This window comes from Streptomyces radicis (assembly GCF_003626575.1).
GTDB classification, from domain to species: Bacteria; Actinomycetota; Actinomycetes; order Streptomycetales; family Streptomycetaceae; genus Streptomyces; species Streptomyces radicis.
This window is the reverse complement of record NZ_RBDY01000010.1, coordinates 51,603-67,024: the sequence shown is the minus strand read 5'-3', so window position 1 is coordinate 67,024 and position 15,422 is coordinate 51,603. Positions and strand designations below refer to the sequence as shown.

Annotated in this window: 19 protein-coding genes; 14 read left to right on the top strand and 5 right to left on the bottom strand. The window is 73.0% G+C overall.

Annotated features, from left to right (window positions below; translation table 11 throughout):
* Nucleotides 1-10 precede the first annotated feature (10 nt).
* From D7318_RS15615 to D7318_RS15595, 5 genes are all read left to right on the top strand, one after another.
* Entirely contained in the window at nucleotides 11-3,532 is a 3,522-nt protein-coding gene (locus D7318_RS15615) for a S41 family peptidase (protein ID WP_120697712.1), read from the top strand.
* A 50-nt stretch (nucleotides 3,533-3,582) separates the two neighbouring features.
* Nucleotides 3,583-3,786 (top strand): hypothetical protein, encoded by a 204-nt coding sequence (locus D7318_RS15610; RefSeq protein ID WP_120697711.1) that lies wholly within the window; start codon nucleotides 3,583-3,585, stop codon nucleotides 3,784-3,786.
* A gap of 114 nt (nucleotides 3,787-3,900) precedes the next feature.
* On the top strand, nucleotides 3,901-4,326 hold the full coding sequence (locus D7318_RS15605; protein WP_147437725.1) for a hypothetical protein: 426 nt from the start codon (nucleotides 3,901-3,903) through the stop codon (nucleotides 4,324-4,326).
* 1 nt (nucleotide 4,327) lies between these two features.
* On the top strand, nucleotides 4,328-5,257 hold the full coding sequence (locus D7318_RS15600) for a hypothetical protein (protein WP_120697709.1): 930 nt from the start codon (nucleotides 4,328-4,330) through the stop codon (nucleotides 5,255-5,257).
* A gap of 239 nt (nucleotides 5,258-5,496) precedes the next feature.
* Complete coding sequence (locus D7318_RS15595) at nucleotides 5,497-5,871, top strand: pyridoxamine 5'-phosphate oxidase family protein (RefSeq protein ID WP_120697708.1); 375 nt, start codon at nucleotides 5,497-5,499, stop codon at nucleotides 5,869-5,871.
* Between the two features lie 257 nt (nucleotides 5,872-6,128).
* Here the strand turns inward: D7318_RS15595 and D7318_RS15590 are convergent, their stop codons facing one another.
* Both D7318_RS15590 and D7318_RS15585 read right to left on the bottom strand, forming a co-directional pair.
* Nucleotides 6,129-6,791 (bottom strand): response regulator, encoded by a 663-nt coding sequence (locus tag D7318_RS15590; protein WP_120697707.1) that lies wholly within the window; start codon nucleotides 6,789-6,791, stop codon nucleotides 6,129-6,131.
* Complete coding sequence (locus D7318_RS15585; protein WP_120697706.1) at nucleotides 6,788-7,912, bottom strand: sensor histidine kinase; 1,125 nt, start codon at nucleotides 7,910-7,912, stop codon at nucleotides 6,788-6,790. The genes D7318_RS15590 and D7318_RS15585 overlap by 4 nt, the downstream gene beginning before the upstream one ends.
* Before the next feature lie 238 nt (nucleotides 7,913-8,150).
* On the opposite strand from D7318_RS15585, the gene D7318_RS15580 reads away from it, so the two are divergent.
* The gene (locus D7318_RS15580) at nucleotides 8,151-8,513 is read left to right on the top strand and encodes a DUF6223 family protein (RefSeq protein ID WP_120697705.1); all 363 of its coding nucleotides are present in this window, start codon (nucleotides 8,151-8,153) and stop codon (nucleotides 8,511-8,513) included.
* 16 nt (nucleotides 8,514-8,529) lie between these two features.
* Here D7318_RS15580 and D7318_RS15575 read toward each other — a convergent pair whose 3' ends face one another.
* Nucleotides 8,530-8,742: a DUF397 domain-containing protein gene (locus tag D7318_RS15575; RefSeq protein WP_120697704.1), complete on the bottom strand. Its 213-nt coding sequence runs from the start codon at nucleotides 8,740-8,742 to the stop codon at nucleotides 8,530-8,532.
* Nucleotides 8,743-8,833: 91 nt separating this feature from the next.
* Here D7318_RS15575 and D7318_RS15570 point away from each other — a divergent pair, with 91 nt between their 5' ends.
* The gene (locus D7318_RS15570) at nucleotides 8,834-9,013 is read left to right on the top strand and encodes a hypothetical protein (protein WP_120697703.1); all 180 of its coding nucleotides are present in this window, start codon (nucleotides 8,834-8,836) and stop codon (nucleotides 9,011-9,013) included.
* Between the two features lie 9 nt (nucleotides 9,014-9,022).
* Nucleotides 9,023-9,283, top strand: a complete 261-nt coding sequence (locus D7318_RS15565; RefSeq protein WP_120697702.1) for a hypothetical protein — start codon at nucleotides 9,023-9,025, stop codon at nucleotides 9,281-9,283.
* Between the two features lie 39 nt (nucleotides 9,284-9,322).
* Here D7318_RS15565 and D7318_RS15560 read toward each other — a convergent pair whose 3' ends face one another.
* Nucleotides 9,323-9,925: a TetR/AcrR family transcriptional regulator gene (locus tag D7318_RS15560; protein WP_120697843.1), complete on the bottom strand. Its 603-nt coding sequence runs from the start codon at nucleotides 9,923-9,925 to the stop codon at nucleotides 9,323-9,325.
* A gap of 100 nt (nucleotides 9,926-10,025) precedes the next feature.
* On the opposite strand from D7318_RS15560, the gene D7318_RS15555 reads away from it, so the two are divergent.
* A complete protein-coding gene (locus D7318_RS15555; RefSeq protein ID WP_120697701.1) occupies nucleotides 10,026-11,018 on the top strand; it encodes an ABC transporter permease in 993 nt (330 codons plus the stop codon).
* 25 nt (nucleotides 11,019-11,043) lie between these two features.
* Here the strand turns inward: D7318_RS15555 and D7318_RS15550 are convergent, their stop codons facing one another.
* On the bottom strand, nucleotides 11,044-11,523 hold the full coding sequence (locus D7318_RS15550) for a GNAT family N-acetyltransferase (protein WP_120697700.1): 480 nt from the start codon (nucleotides 11,521-11,523) through the stop codon (nucleotides 11,044-11,046).
* Between the two features lie 22 nt (nucleotides 11,524-11,545).
* Between D7318_RS15550 and D7318_RS15545 the strand changes: the two genes are divergently transcribed.
* From D7318_RS15545 to D7318_RS15525, 5 genes are all read left to right on the top strand, one after another.
* Nucleotides 11,546-11,953 carry a GNAT family N-acetyltransferase gene (locus D7318_RS15545; RefSeq protein WP_120697699.1) on the top strand — a complete coding sequence of 136 codons (408 nt, stop codon included), beginning with the start codon at nucleotides 11,546-11,548 and terminating at the stop codon, nucleotides 11,951-11,953.
* Between the two features lie 79 nt (nucleotides 11,954-12,032).
* Entirely contained in the window at nucleotides 12,033-12,404 is a 372-nt protein-coding gene (locus tag D7318_RS15540) for a type VII secretion target (protein WP_120697698.1), read from the top strand.
* Nucleotides 12,401-14,182 (top strand): alpha/beta hydrolase, encoded by a 1,782-nt coding sequence (locus tag D7318_RS15535; protein ID WP_120697697.1) that lies wholly within the window; start codon nucleotides 12,401-12,403, stop codon nucleotides 14,180-14,182. Before D7318_RS15540 ends, D7318_RS15535 begins: the two co-directional genes overlap by 4 nt.
* Nucleotides 14,183-14,271: 89 nt before the next feature.
* Entirely contained in the window at nucleotides 14,272-14,736 is a 465-nt protein-coding gene (locus D7318_RS15530; RefSeq protein ID WP_147437723.1) for a hypothetical protein, read from the top strand.
* A gap of 217 nt (nucleotides 14,737-14,953) precedes the next feature.
* On the top strand, nucleotides 14,954-15,418 hold the full coding sequence (locus tag D7318_RS15525; RefSeq protein WP_147437721.1) for a hypothetical protein: 465 nt from the start codon (nucleotides 14,954-14,956) through the stop codon (nucleotides 15,416-15,418).
* Nucleotides 15,419-15,422 lie beyond the last annotated feature (4 nt).

Genomic DNA, 15,422 nt, shown 5'->3' with positions numbered 1-15,422 from the left:
GCATGGAACCGTGAGCGACGAACTCAACTCTTCCGCCGTAACCCCGGGTGAACCACCGGAGTTTGACGGCTATCTGCGATTCCCGCATCTGCACGGTGATCTGCTGTGCTTTGTCGCCGAGGACGATCTCTGGCTGGCGCCGTTGCCCGCCGGCGGCCGTCAGGCCGACCGGGCCTGGCGGCTCACCGTCGATCGTACCCGGACCGGCCCCCCCAGGTTTTCCCCCGACGGCCGGTACATCGCGTTCACCAGCTGGCGCACCCTCGACCCCGAGATCCACCTCGCCCCGGTGGACGGCGGGCCGGTGCGGCAGCTGAGCCACTGGGGCTCCTACGACACCCGGGTCTGCGGCTGGGCCCCCGCGGACGGGACGGGCGAGAGCCGGATCCTCGCGCTCGGCTCGCACCACCAGCCGTTCTCGCACTTCACCTGGGCCTACAACGTTCCCCTGGACGGGGGACCCGGCGAACAGCTGCCCTGGGGTCCGGTTTCGGACATCGCCGTCACCGGGTGCGGGGCCGAGCGGCGCACGCTGCTGCTGACCGGGAAGGCGCCGCACGAGCCCGCGGCGTGGAAGCGGTACCGGGGCGGCGCGACGGGCAAGCTGTGGCTGCACGGGGAGCGACTGCTGCCCGACCTCAACGGCCATATCGACAGCCCCATGTTTGTCGGTGACCGGATCGCATTTCTTTCCGACCATGAGGGGATTGGAAACCTCTATTCCTGTCGCCCGGATGGCTCCGAGCTGTGGCGCCACAGCGACCACGACGCGTTTTACGCCCGCCATGCCGCGACCGACGGCCGCCGGGTGGTCTACCAGTGCGGGGGCGACCTCTGGCTGGCCGACGACCTCGGCCCAGGGTCCGTGCCCCGTCGCCTCGACGTGCGACTCGGGGGCCCGCGCACCGGGCGGCGCCCGTACCAGGTCCGCACCTCCGGCCATGTGGACGCGCTCTCCGTCGACGCCACGGGGCGGGCGAGCGCCGTGTGCGTGCGCGGCGCGCTGTACTGGCTCACCCACCGCGACGGCCCGGCCAGGGCCCTGGCGGCCACGCCGGGCGTGCGCGTCCGCGAGCCCGAGATGCTCGGCGACACCGGGCGGATCGCGTATGTCACGGACGCGGCGGGCGAGGACGCGATCGAGGTGACGCACCTGCCGAGGGCCAGCGGCGGCCACGACCCGCAGCGGCTCGCGGCCGGGGTGCTCGGGCGGGTCAGGGAGATGACGTCGTCACCCGACGGGCAGTCCCTGGCCGTGGCCACCCACGACGGGCGGCTGCTGGTGATCGCGGTGCCCGAACCTGCGGACGAGACCGGTGAGACCGGTGCGGAGGGCGCGTCACCGGACGAGCAGGCCGGGGAGACGGAGGCCGGGGAAGCCGAGGGCGGGGAGACGGAGGCCGAGGAGACGGAGGCCGGGGAAACGCCCGAGCCGCCGCGCCCCGGTGACCTGGTCGAGGTGGTCCGCTCGCTCAACGGCCCGATCCGCGATCTCGCCTTCTCCCCCGACTCCGCCTGGCTGGCCTGGGCCCACCCCGGCATCGGCCGCTCCCTCAGCCAGATCAAGATCGCCCAGCTGACCGCCCCCGAGCGCCCCATCCTCGATGTCACCGACGGCAGGTTCGAGGACGAGGAGCCGGTGTTCACGCGGGACGGGCGCTATCTGGCGTTCCTGTCGTGGCGCGGCTTCGACCCGGTCTACGACGTGCACACCGGCGATCTGTCGTTCCCGCTGGGCAGCCGCCCCTACCTCGTGCCGCTGTCGTCGGCGACCAGGTCGCCGTTCGCGATCACGCCCGAGGGGCGCCCGGCGGCCGGGGGGCTCGACCCCGACGACACGGGCGGCGAGGAGGGCAGGGTCACGGTGGAGGCGGAGGGCCTGGCCAGCCGGGTCACGCCGTTCCCCGTGTCGGCGTCGAAGTACTCCTCGCTCCACCCGGTGAGCGGCGGCGGCCTGGTCTGGCTGCGCTGGCCGATCTCGGGCGCGCTGGGCGAGACGTTCGTCAACCCCGACGACACCTCGGGCAAGCCCACCCTCGAGCACTTCGACCTGGCGAAGGCGAAGCGCGCCGAACTCACCGCGCACGTCGACTGGTTCGCGCCCAGCGGCGACGGCACGCGCCTCGTGGTGTGCGAGGACGGTCAGTTCCGCGCGATGTCCGCCACCGAGAGCGGGGACGGCGACGACGGCGGCTATGTGGACCTGCGGCGCATCGTGCACGTGGCCGACCCGGCGGCGGAGTGGCGGCAGTCGTTCGACGAGGCGGGGCGGCTGATCAGGGACTACTTCTGGGAGCCCAAGATGTGCGGCGTGGACTGGGAGGGGATCCTCGCCCAGTACCGGCCGCTGGTCCAACGGGTCGCCAGCCCCGACGAGTTCGCCGATCTGCTCTGGGAGACGCTGGGCGAGCTCGGCACGTCGCACGCCTATGTCACCCCGGCGCGGCGCAACGAGGGCCCGCCGCAGTACCAGCGCGCGCATGGCCTCCTGGGCGCCAACTTCACCCGCACGAAGGAGGGTTCATGGCAGCTGTCCCGCATCCTCCCCGGTGACTCGTCGGATTCCAGGGCGCGTTCGCCGCTCGCGGGCACCGGGGTGCGCGAGGGGGCGCTGCTGACGCACGTGGGCGGGCGGCCCGTCGACCCGGTGGCGGGACCGTGGCCGCTGCTCGCCGGAACGGGCGGCACCAGCGTCGAGTTGACGTTCACCGACGAGGCGGACGGCAGGCAGCGGAGGGTGGCCGTCGTTCCGCTGGTGGACGACCGCTCGCTGCGCTACCAGGACTGGGTGTCCCGACGCCGGGACCTGGTACGGGAGTTGAGCGAGGGGCGGTGCGGCTATGTGCACATCCCCGACATGGGCGGCTCCGGCTGGGCGCAGTTCAACCGGGATCTGCGCCTCGAGTTCTCGCGCGAGGCGCTGATCGTGGACGTCCGGGGCAACGCAGGCGGCCACATCAGCGAGTTGGTGGTCGAGAAGCTCAGCCGCACCATCCTCGGCTGGGACCTGACGCGCAACGCGCAGCCCGTGAGCTACGCCTCCAACGCGCCACGCGGCCCCGTCGTGGCCCTGGCCGACGAGGCGACGTCGTCGGACGGCGACATGATCACCGCCGCGTTCCGGCTGCTCGGCCTCGGCCCCGTGGTCGGCTGCCGCACATGGGGCGGGGTGGTCGGGATCACCGGGGGGCACGAGCTCGGCGACGGCACCGGGATCACTGTTCCGATGAACGCCGCGTGGTTCGACGCGTACGGCTGGGACGTCGAGAACCACGGCGTGATCCCGGACATCGAGGCGCTGCGCTCGCCGCTCGACTGGGCCGAGGGGCGTTCCGTGGTGCTCGACACGGCGGTGCGGGTCGCGTTGGACCTGCTGGAACGCCACCCCGCGAGCGCGCCGCCCGGCTACCGGGACCTCCCCGACCGCAGCCGCCCCCCGCTGCCGCCGCGCACGGTGGGCTACGGCGCGTCGGGGGAGAGCGGCCGTTCCGGGGGGAATGCCCCGGAATGCGAGGAAAGCGAGGCCGTGTAACGCTGGTCACGGCTCACCCGTTCACCCGTCTCACACTCCGAGGAGTACGCATGGGCATGTCGGACCAGTTCAGGGATAAGGCCCAGGAGCTCCAGCAGCGCGCCAAGGACGCCATGAACCAGCAGAAGGAAGCGCAGCAGGACGACGAGGAAGGGCAGCAGGGACAGCAGCAGGGCAGCATGACCCAGCGCGCCAAGCGGGCGGGCAAGCAGGTCATGGACGAGACGAAGCAGCAGCGCGACCAGCAGGACTGACCGCGCGCCGGGGGTGTCATCGGCCCCCGGCCGCCGCCACGGCCCGCCCGTCAACTCGGCGCGGGCTGTTCGGCGTCGGGTGCGGCGGTGACTCCAGGGGGTACGGTCGACACCGTGAGCGAGACGCGACCCCTTGATCCGGAGGCCCGCCGTGTGCGGGACCGCATCGCCGAGGTCTGCCGGGACTTCCCGGCCATCCGCGCGCTGCTGACGGCGCACGGCGACCTCGCCCCGCTCGACGCCCTGTTGGACGCCCTGCGCGAACAGGCCGATCCCGCCCGCCCGTTGGAGCGGCTCGACGGGGCGGTGCGCGAGGCGGAGATCGCCCGCTCGCCGTACAAGGACACCGGCGCGCCCTCCCACCACGGCCCCACGGTGCCCGCGGGCTGGAGCGAGCTGCCGGTCCAGGGCCGCCGCGCCGAGGCCGTCTTCCTGTGCCCCGCGGGCGCGTGCTCGCGCAGCTGGCTGCCCGCCGCGCACGACACGGCGCCGCCCGTGTGCTCGGCCACGGGCGCGCCGCTGCGCTGGGAGCGCATCTGACGTGGGCAGCCTGCTGGGGGAGTTGGGCAAGCAGTTGGCCGAACGGTGGATGGCGCTGCTCGTGCTGCCGGGGGCGCTGCTCGTCGCCACGCTGACCGCGGCGTGGGAGCTGGGCCACGCGCACGCGCTGGACGCCGCCCGCCTCGGGGACCGGCTCGACGCGTGGGCCGCGTCGCCACGCCTCGACTCCCCCGGCGGGGTGGCGCTCGTCCTGCTCGCGGTGGGCCTGGCCGCGGCGGGCGCGGGGCTGGCCGCGCAGGGGCTCGGCTCGGCGATCGAACGCGCCTGGCTCACCACGGGCACCAGGCCGCGGCGGCTGACGGAGGCGCGCAGGCGGCGTTGGGAGCGCGCGAACGACGCGTACGAGCACCGGCGCGAGGAGCTGGCGCAGGCGCGCGCCCGGGGCGAGGCGCCCCCGCCGGGCCCCGCGCTCGGGGAGGCGCGCGCCGCGCTCGAGGCGGTCTCGGCCGAACGCCCCGAGCGGCCCACGTGGATGGCCGACCGCCTCAACGCCCCCGCCGTGCGCCTCGACCGCGAGTACGACCTGGACCTGGGCACCGTGTGGCCGCATCTGTGGCTGGTCCTGCCGGAGTCGGCGCGCCTCGAACTGTCCGCCGCGCGCGAGACGTTGACCCGTTCAGTCACCCTCGCCGGGTGGGGCCTGCTGCACGCGGCGGTGGGCGCGCTGTGGTGGCCGGGCCTGCTGGTCGGGGCGGTCACGGTGGCCACGGGCTGGCGCAGGGCGCGGGCCGCGACGGCGACCTACGCCCAGCTGATCGAGGCGGCGGCCCGCCTGCACGCCGTCCGCCTGGCCCGCCACCACGGCCTGCCGACATCCGCCCGCCTGACGCGCACGACGGGCTGGCAACTGACGTGCCTGATCCAGGGCCAGGGCCACCTGATCCCCCTGACGGACCCTCCGGGCAGGTAGGCCGCGCGTCGCCCTCCGGGCAGGCAGCCCGACGTTTCCCTCCGGGCGGGCGGGGCCCGGCGTCGCCCTGCGGGCGGGCGGGCCGGACGCGCCCCACAGGGCACCGGCACTGAACGTCGGCCCTCCCGGCGGGTAGGCCATGGCCCGCCGGGACGGGCGGTGTGTGGGTGTGGGTGGCGATGAGTTCCGGTGGTCCGGCGGGTCTGTTCGGTGAGAAGCCGCCGTTCCCAGGAGGAGCCATGGAACCCCGCAGCGAGTTCGACGCCCGGTACAGCGACCCGGCCGCGGCGCCCACGGAGTGGGCGGAGGCGCGGGCGCTGCTGGCGGAGGCCGAGGTGTACTGGCTGTCCACGGTCCGCCCGGGCGGCGGCCCGCACGTCACGCCGGTGATCGCGGTGTGGCAGGACGGCGCCCCGCATGTCACCACGGGCCCCGAGGAGCAGAAGGCCCGCAACATCGCGGCCGGCCCCCGCGAGGAGTGGCGGTTCACCCCCCGCGAGGGCCAGCTCCACCACACGGCGGGCGCGGCTAACGCCTTCCGCATCAGCCCGACCACGGCCTATGGATTCGCCAAGTCGCCCTATGGCCACACCCGTTGGCGCTTCGACACATGATCCCCTGCGGGAAGCGAGGGCCGACGACGGCGGCCGTCGTGCCGCAGGCGTCACCGTTGCGCCGCCCCGCCCAGGCCCGCTCGCGCCGCGCCAGGCCCGCCGCAGGCGACGCCGCACCAGCCGAGCGACGCCCCCTCCAAACTCCGATCACATCGGCCGAGCCCACCGCAGGTGCTCCCCACCCACACCCACCACGTCGGCCGAGCCCGCCGCAGGCGCGCCGCGTACCGACCGGTCGGCGGCGCGGCCCGTCGAGGTCAGCGGTCGCGGGGGGCCACCAGGCCGGACTCGTAGGCGAGGATCACGAGTTGGGCGCGGTCGCGGGCATGGAGCTTGGTCATGGCCCGGTTGATGTGGGTCTTCGCCGTCATGGGGCTGATCACCATGCGGTCGGCGATCTGGTCGTTGGACAGGCCCTGCGCGGCCAGGGCGACGGCCTCGCGTTCGCGGTTGGTCAGCGCTTCGAGCCCTGGGCCGGTACCGGGGCGGAGCGGCTGGGTGACATACCGGTCGATCAGCTTGCGGGTGATCGACGGCGCGAGCAGGGCGTCACCGCGCGCGGCGACGCGTACGGCGTGCACCAGGTCCTCCGGCACGATGTCCTTGACCAGGAACCCCGCGGCACCGGCACGCAGCGCGTCGAAGACGTACTCGTCGAAGCCGTAGTTGGTCAGGATGACGACGCGCACCCGGGCCAGGGCCGGGTCATCGGCGATGCGCCGGGTGGTCTCGATCCCGTCGATGACCGGCATCCGGATGTCGACGAGCGCGACGTCGGGCAGGTGTTCCCTGACGAGGGCGAGGCCCTCCGCACCGTCGCCCGCCTCGGCCACCACCTCGATGTCGCCCTCGACGTCGAGGAGCGCACGGAACCCGCTGCGCAGGAGCGGCTGGTCGTCGACCAGCAGGACCCGGATCACGACGCGCGGTCCAGGGGGAGTTCGGCCCGGACGGTGAAGCCGCCGCCGCCGCGCGGCTCCGCCCGCAGGCGACCGCCGAGCGCGGTGACCCGTTCGCGCATCCCGAGCAGCCCGACGCCGGGGACGGGAGCGGCGTCCGGGGTCGCCCTGCCGTCGTCGTCGACCCGTATCGCGATGGCGTCGGGCCCGTGGTCGATCCGGACCGACGCCGTGGTGGCGGCGGCGTGCCTGGCGACGTTGGTGAGCGACTCCTGAACGATCCGGTAGACGGTCCGTTCCACCGCGGCGGGCACGTCGTGGCGTTGCCCCGCGACCGTCAGCGTCGCGTCGAGGCCGATCGCGCGGGCCCGTTCCACCAACTCCTGAACGTGCTCGAGTCCTCGTGGCGGGGTCGTGCCGTCGTCGCGCAACGCCTCGAGCGTGGCCCGCAGCTCCCGGGTCGCCTCACGTCCCGCCTCCCGGATCGCCAGCAGGGCCTCCGGCACCTGTTCGCCTCGCTTGCGGGCCACATGGACGGCGACTTCGGACTGCACCTTGATGATCGAGATCTGGTGGGTGAGCGAGTCGTGCAACTCCCTCGCGATGTGCAGCCGTTCCTCGTCGGCGCGGCGCCGCGCGGTCTCCTCCCTGGTGCGCTCGGCCTCGTCCGCCCGCCGCTCGGCCTGCCACAGCGCCTCGCCCGCGGCACCGGCCGCGATCAGCCAGGCCACCTCGAGGGCGCCCCGGGCCCGCGCGAACGCCTCGCCCCAGTCGTGCAGGGAGACCAGGGCCGCGAGCGGGAGCGCGGCCAGCAGGGCGAAGGAGGCCACGACCGCGACGACGCGGTGCCCCTCCCGCACGGCGGCGTACACCGCGAACAGATACGCGACGGCGGGCACGTCGAATCCGGCCGCCTGGTGGCCCACCGCGCACAGCCCCGTGACGGCGAGCACCGGAACCGGCGCCCGGCGCCGCGCGGCCAACGCCAGGCCCCCGGCCGCCAGCAGGGCGTGGCCGAGTGCCTCGTGGGCCGCGGCGGAACGTTCCACCGAAAGCCCGGTGACCAGCAGCGTCGCCGCCACGCAGACGGCGATCGCCCAGTCTCTGACATCAGCGCGAACACCGGACCGCCCTGGGCTCATGCGCGCACCCTAGCCGGACGCGGCGGCGGGCGAGTCCTGCTCGCGGACGAGGGGCGACTACCGCGTCCGCGGCACCTTTCGCGGCGCCTGCGGCGTGCGCGGCACCCGGGTGCGCCATCGGCGGCAGCGCGAAGTGCCCGCGTCCGCGGGACGACGCGCGCAGCGGTCGACGGGCACGATCAGGCCCCGACCCGGCCCCGGAACGAGGGCGCGCGGCAGAACGGCAGAGGAGAGCGACATGAGCTCATCAACGGCCCTGATGATGGCCGCCGATGGCGGTCTCGGCATCGGCGAGGGGCGGGGCGGCGCCATCGTGGCCGCGGTGGTCGCGCTGATCGGCATAGCCCTGGGCGCGCTGGCCCTGGCCCGCGCCGCCGGTCGTCTCGGCACAGGGCCCTGGCGGCCCTTGGGCACCGCGGCCATGGTGACGGGACTCGCGGGCATCGCCCTCGGCGGGCTGCATCTGGTCACCTCCACCGGTGGTTTCGGCACGGGCAACGGGCGGGCGGGCGCCATCGTGGCCATGGTGCTGGGGCTGACCGCCACGGTCCTGGGCGGCCTGGCCCTGACCCGCTCCCGCCGCACGGTGCCGACCGGCTGACCCGGCCGCGGCGCCCCTACGGCCGGAACTCGGCGGCGGCGCGGCGGAGGAACGTTTGCCACGGCCCGGTCGAGAAAACGGCGACCGGGCCGCCATCCCCCACACACTTGCTGTCCCGCACGGCGAAACCGCCCCCGACGCTGGCGACCTGGACGCAGTCGCCGCCGTTCGACCCGCTGTACGACGACCTGCCCCAGCGGGCGGCCGAGGGATCGAACTCGGTGGTCATCTCTGCTCCTTGAGAACGGCGTTGATCAGGTTCAGCGAATCATCAGGTGATGGCGCATGGGCCCGCAAACGATCGTAGGCCGCGCCGACTGATGCAGGCTGCCACCGGTCGATCCGTCCGCCCAGACCGCCGGATCCGCGCCCACCCCGAGGACCACCACCTCCCCTACGGCCACCCCGCCGCGCGGTGGTTCCTGGCGTCGCAGCTCATCGTCGAGCTCACCCGCTGCACGATCGACACCGGCCTCACCGGCCGCCTCGCGGCGCCGTAGGATCGGCGGATGAACGTCGGGCGATATCGGGACTTCGACGTCGGGGACATGCCGCCCGCGCTCGCCGCCGTGCTGGGCATCGGGCTGATCGCGCTGTTCGTCCTGCTGATCTGGACCCTGATGCGCCTCGATCACACCAAGCTCAGGGACCCTCGCGCCCGGGCGCGGGCGAAGCGGCGCAAGGAGAGCCAGAAGCGGCAGGGCGCGCTGCGGGCGCGGCGTGAGGCGCTGCAACGCAAGGCCGCCCGGCGGGGCCGAGCCGACAACTAGGCTCTGTCCCGCCCGGCATACGACGCGCCCCGCGCGGCGTCACGCGGACTCGGGGGCCGAGAACGACGTGAGGCCGTGGACGCCCGCGCTGATCATCTCGTGGTCGAGTGGGCCCAGCAGCGCGCGCTGGACCATGAAGCCCTGGGCGCACGCCGTCAGTACGCGGGCCACCGCCTCGGGATCGGTGCCTGGCGGGATCAGGCCGCGTTCGATGTATCCGTTCACCACCTCGCGCCAGGCGTCGAGCAGGCTGCTCACCACGTTTCTGAGCACCGCGGCGAGTCGTTCGTCGCGGAACGACTCGGCCCACACCTGGACCACCAGGGGCGGTGGGAACCTCAGGACCGACTCGACCCGCCGCAGCGCGTCGGACAGGATCTCGTCGGGGTGCGGCAGCCGCGAGGACGCGAGGGCGTCGGCGAACGCGCCGCGCACCGTGTCGAGCACCTCGTGCGCCAGCGCGCCGATGATCGCCTCCTTGGCCGGGAAGTAGCGGTAGACCGCCCCGGCGGACAGCCCGGTCTCCTTGAACACGTCCTGCATCGACGTGCCGTGGAAGCCGTCCCTGGCGAAGCAGCGGGCGGCGCCCTGGAGGATCTGGCGTCGGCGGGCTTCGAGGTGTTCCTGGGATACGCGGGCCATGCCGCGCATCGTAAAACGAACGTTCCTTCTTGACAATCCAGGGGCCCGAGGGCCACCGTGGGCAACGTAAAACGAACGATCCTTCTCCGAGGAGTCCTCGATGCCCTCCCCTCCCTCCGCGTCACGGGCCACCGCGATCGTGGTGCTCGCCGTCCCGGCGATCGTGGCGTTCGCGCTGTGGGCCTTCGCGTGGCCCGCGGCCAGGACAGGACCCAACGACCTGCCGGTGGGCGTCGCGGGCCAGGGCGTGGCCGCGGAGCAGGTCGCCGAGCGACTGGAGGCGCGGGAGGGGGCGTTCGACGTCCGGAGGTACGAGGGCGCGGACGAGGCGGCCGAGGCCGTGCGCGACCGGGAGGTCTACGGCGCGTTCGTGGTGGGCGGGGACGGCGGTCCCGAGGTGCTCACGGCGAGCGCGGGCGGTCCCGCGGTGGCGCAGCTGCTGACGGAGCTGGCATCGGCGCAGGCCCCCGAGGGAGCGCCCGTCGCGGTGACCGACGTGGTACCGGCGCCCGAGGGGGATCCGCGCGGCGCGGCGTTCAACGCGAGCGTGCTGCCGATGGCGCTCGCCGGGATGGCCACGGGCGTGCTGGTGACGCGGCTGCGGCTCGGCCGGGTCCCGGCGCTGCTCGCCATGGTGGGCGCGTCGGTCACGGTCGGGACGGTCGCGGCGGCGATCGGCCACGGGTGGCTCGACGTGCTGGGCGGCTCCTGGGTCGCGGTGACCGCGGGCCTGGCGCTCATCGTGCTCGCGGGCGCCGGTCTTGTCGCGGGCTCGGCCAAGCTGCTCGGCCCCGGGGGCATCGCGGTGGGGGCGCTGATCCTGATACTGCTCGGCAACCCCTGGTCGGGCGCGGGCTCGGCGCCGGAGATGCTGCCCGACCCGATCCCGGTGATCGGCCCCTGGCTGCCCACGGGCGCGGGGGCGACGCTGCTGCGGTCGGTGGCGTTCTTCGACGGGGCGGGCGCGGCGTTCCCGGCCGCGGTGCTCGGCGGCTGGGCGGTGCTCGGGACGACGGCCCTGCTGCTGGCCCGCCGCCGCGCACCGGCTCGTCCGGCGCCGCCCGAGGACGCCAGGGTCCCGGCAACGGTGTGAGGCGGGGTCGGTTCAACGGCCCGCGTCAGAGCGGCTTCTCGAAGCACCTGCTGTTCGGGAAGTCCCGGTAGTAGCCGAACTTCCGCTCGAGCGGGAGGAGTTCGTAGCCCGAGCTCTCGTAGAGCGCGATGGCCTCGGGCTGCGCCGTCCCGGTCTCGAGCACCATCCGTATCCGGCCCGCCTCGCGGGCGGTCTCCTCGAGGCGGGCCAGGATCCGGCGCGCGAGCCCCTGCCCTCGTGCCTCGCGGACGACGAACATCCGCTTGATCTCCGCGTCGCCCTCCTCGTATCCGTCCCCGGCGCTCCGCGCCCGCCAGGCGCCCGTGCCGACGGGCCGCTCCGCGGGGTCGTAGGCCAGCAGGAAAAGACCGGACGGCGGGTCGAACATCGCCGGGTCGAGCGGCGTCAGATCGCCCGCCCCGTAGCGCTCCACATACTCGGCCTGCACGAGGTCGTTGAGCTTGCGGGCGTCGGGGTGGTCGAACCGGCCGGGGACGATGTCCATACGGTCATCCTACGATCGCCCGATGATCACCTATGTGTGGCGGGACGCCTTCGGGAACGACGAGGTCGAGGCACTCCACGCCGAGGGCTTCGGGCATGAGCCGCTCGCCTCGGACGACTGGTGGGGACGTGTCCGACGTCACAGCCTGGGCTGGGTCTGCGCCCGGCGGGCGGGCACGGGCGCGCTGGTCGGGTTCGTGAACGCGGTGTGGGACGGCGGCGGGCACGCGTTCCTCGTGGACACCGTGGTGGCCGGGTCGGCGCGCCACGAGGGCGTGGGAACGCGCCTGGTCGCGCTCGCCGCGGAGCGGGCCAGCGCGGCCGGGTGCGAGTGGCTGCACGTCGACTTCGAGGAGCGGCTGCGCCCCTTCTACATCAACGCCTGCGGCTTCTCCCCGACCCCCGCTGGCCTGATCGCGCTGCGCGCCTGAACGAGAACGGGCACCACTTCACGGCCTCGGCCTCCTGTGGAAGCATTTCTGCCCTAGAAGCCGAGGGGGGCCAAGGCACATGAGTGAGGACGAGCCATGGGGCGCCGAGGAAACGCCCGACCTGAGCGTGCGGCCGGATACCTTGCGGACCGTGTCGGGCGTGGGTGACACGTTGGTGGGACATCTGGACGGCGCCGTCACCGGGTTGAGGGCGGAGACGGTGATCGCCGCGAGCGGCGCCATGCCGTTGCGGAGCCTGACGGCTCTGGAGCGGGTGCGGACAAGCTGGGAGGAGCGACTGACCGGCGTGCGAGAGGCGTGCGTCCGCCTGCGCGACGGGCTGGACGCGGCGGCGGACGACTTCGATGGCGTGGAGGCGGACACCGAGCGTGACCTGCACGAGGCGCGGCGGAGCCTGACCGATCTCACGGGTCAGGGAGAGCCGCGGTGACGCCCACGGTTTCCCAGCTCAGGGAGTTGGACCCGCCCGCGCTGCTGAGCCTGGCCGTTCCCTGGAACAGGGCCGCTCGGGAGGTGGCGGACGCCAAGGAGCTGATCGACAGGCAGATGCTCCCGCCGCTGCGCGGCCAGCGCGGGGAAACGGCCACCGCGTCCGAAACGCAGCTCGCGCTGGTCGCGGAGAACTGCGAATACGCCCGGATCCAGTGCGGCCTGGTGGAGACGGCGCTCAACGGCCTGGTCGAGGAGCTGAGCGAGGCCAAGAGCCGGTTACAGGCAGCCCTCGACGAGGCGGCCGAGTACGGCTTCACCGTTGACGAGGACGGTGCCGTCACCTACCCGGCGGTGACCGGGGACGACGGATCGGTCCTGCGGGACGGTGGCACGGCTCTGCGCTCGGACGGCCTCTTCGAGCGCATGCTCGACTCCAGCGCCGCGGTCATCGGGGAGTACGTCGACTCACACCGGGCGGCGGCCCAGGACCTCGCCAACCGCATCGGAAGAGCGCTGCGTTCCGCCGAGGAGGTGGACGCCGAGTACCATCGCGCCCTGTCCGAGCTGGACACCGTTCCTGGCCTCGAGGTCACCTCGGACATGTGGGTGGACGCGGGCGCCGACACCGCCCGGGTGGGCGAGGCCGCGCTGGGCGCGCTGAGTCCCTGGGACATCCCAGGGGGCGGATCGCCCGAGCGGAACAGGGAGTGGTGGGACGGCCTGTCCGAGCGGGACCGCGACGCCTATCTCGCCCTCCACCCCGAGCGGATCGGCGCGTTGGACGGTCTCCCCGCCGAGATCAGGGACATGGCGAACCGAGGGGTCCTCCAGATGGAACAGGGCCGCGTCACCGAGGAGTTGGCGGCGCACCGGGCGAACGGACCCGAGGAGTCGGGCTTCTTCGGTTACCAGAGCTGGCTCGCGGAGGAGGAGCGCCTGCTCGGACAGCTCCGCGGCATGGAGGCGATCGAGTCGCGTTTCGCCCAGACGGGGATCGACGGGCTGCCCGATGCCTATCTCCTCGGCTTCGACGCCGAGGGCAACGGCCGAGCGATCATCGCCAACGGGAACCCGGACACCGCGGACCACACCGCCGTCTACGTCCCGGGGACCGGGTCCCGACTGGCCGGGGCGGAGGGGGACATCAACCGGATGTCGGACATGTGGAGAACGAGCGCGCGGATGGTCCCGGACCAGAGCGTCTCCACCATCACCTGGATCGGCTATGACGCACCCCAGGAGATCGTCACGGAGGCCTCGCGCCGCGACTACGCCTATGAGGGCGCGCCGCAGCTGGGCTCGTTCACCGAGGGCCTCGAGGTCGCCCAAGGCGGCCCGGACGCCAGCCATACGACGCTGCTGGGCCACAGCTATGGCAGCACCGTGATCGGCGCGGTCGCCAAGGAGGGCAGCGTGACGGCCGACGACATCATCGCGGTGGGCAGCCCCGGCATGCTCGTGCCCTATGCCTCGGACCTCGATGTGGGCGCCGACCACGTGTGGTCGCTCGCCGCGGGCGCGACGGAGGATGTGGTGCCCAACGCGGGACGCATGTTCCTCGGCGAGAACGATGTGGGCCTGGACATCGGCCGGTTCGGCATTCCGCACTTCGACACCGACGTGGTGCCGAATGTCCCCTCCGACCGGGAGTTCGGCGGCCATCTCGTGGCGAACGACTCCACCGACCACAGCGCGTACTTCGACCACAATTCACTGAGCCAACGGAATCAGGCACGGATCATCATGGGCTTGCACGGGGAAGTCGGTCTCGAATGAGGAGGAGCACATGGACGCGAGGGAGCACGCGGGCCTTGGCCGGTCTTCTGGCGCTCGGCGCCGTCACCCTACTGGGAGGCTGCGGGATCATGTCTGACGACTCCGCCGCCGAGGACGCCCCCAGGACCATCAGGTCGGTCGACGACGCCCGCCAGCAGACCAGAAACCTCTCCAGCGCCCTCCTCGACACCATCGCCGTGCGGGGCCGCACCTCCGAACCAGGCCCCGGGGTCAGCATGTGCGAGGAAGACCCCGAACGGGAACGGCTCTACAAGATGAACCACTACTGGTCCCTCTCCCGTGCATCCCGCGCCGACCTCGAGCAGGGGATGGACCGGCTCAGGCAGCAACTCCCGGACCAGGGCTGGGAACTCGTCGGAGATGGCATCGAGAACAACGCCAACCGGTCCCCCTATCTCACCTTCGACAACACGGACATCGAGTACTCCGTGAACGTCAGCCTTGCCAGCGACCCGGAACCCATGCTGCTCGTCGACCTGGTCTCGGCCTGCTTCAGCACCCCCGAGGGCGAGAGCCCACGCGGCCAGCACTGAGGCGCGGGCACGGGTGGGGCTCGCACTCGGCGACTTGATCGACGCTGCTCATGCCACACAGCGGGATCACCGCAGAGGACTTGGCACGGATCATCACGGGCTTGTACGGGGAAGTCGGTCTCGAATGAGGAAGAGTGCATGGACGCGAGGGAGCACGCGGGCCTTGGCCGGTCTTCTGGCGCTCGGCGCCGTCACCCTACTGGGAGGCTGCGGGATCATGTCTGACGGCTCCGCCGCCGAGGACGCCCTCAGGACCATCAGGTCGGTCGACGACGCCCGCCAACAGACCAGAAACCTCTCCAGCGCCCTCCTCGACACCATCGCCGTACAGGGCCGCACCTCCGAGCCAGGCCCACGCGTCGGCCTCTGCGAGGAAGACCCGGAGCGGGAACGGCTCTTCAAGATGGGGCACACCTGGTCCCTCTCCCGCGCATCCCTCGCCGACCTGGAGCAGGGAATGGACCGGCTCAGGCAGGAGCTGCCGAGGCAGGGCTGGGAACTCGTCGGAGATGGCATCGAGAACAACGCCAACCGGTCCCCCTATCTCACCTTCGACAACACGGACATCGAGTACTCCGTGAACGTCAGCCTTGCCAGCGACCCGGAACCCATGCTGGTCGTCACCGTGGTCTCGGCCTGCTTCAGCACCCCCGAGGGCGAGAGCCCTCGCGGCCAGTACTGAGGCG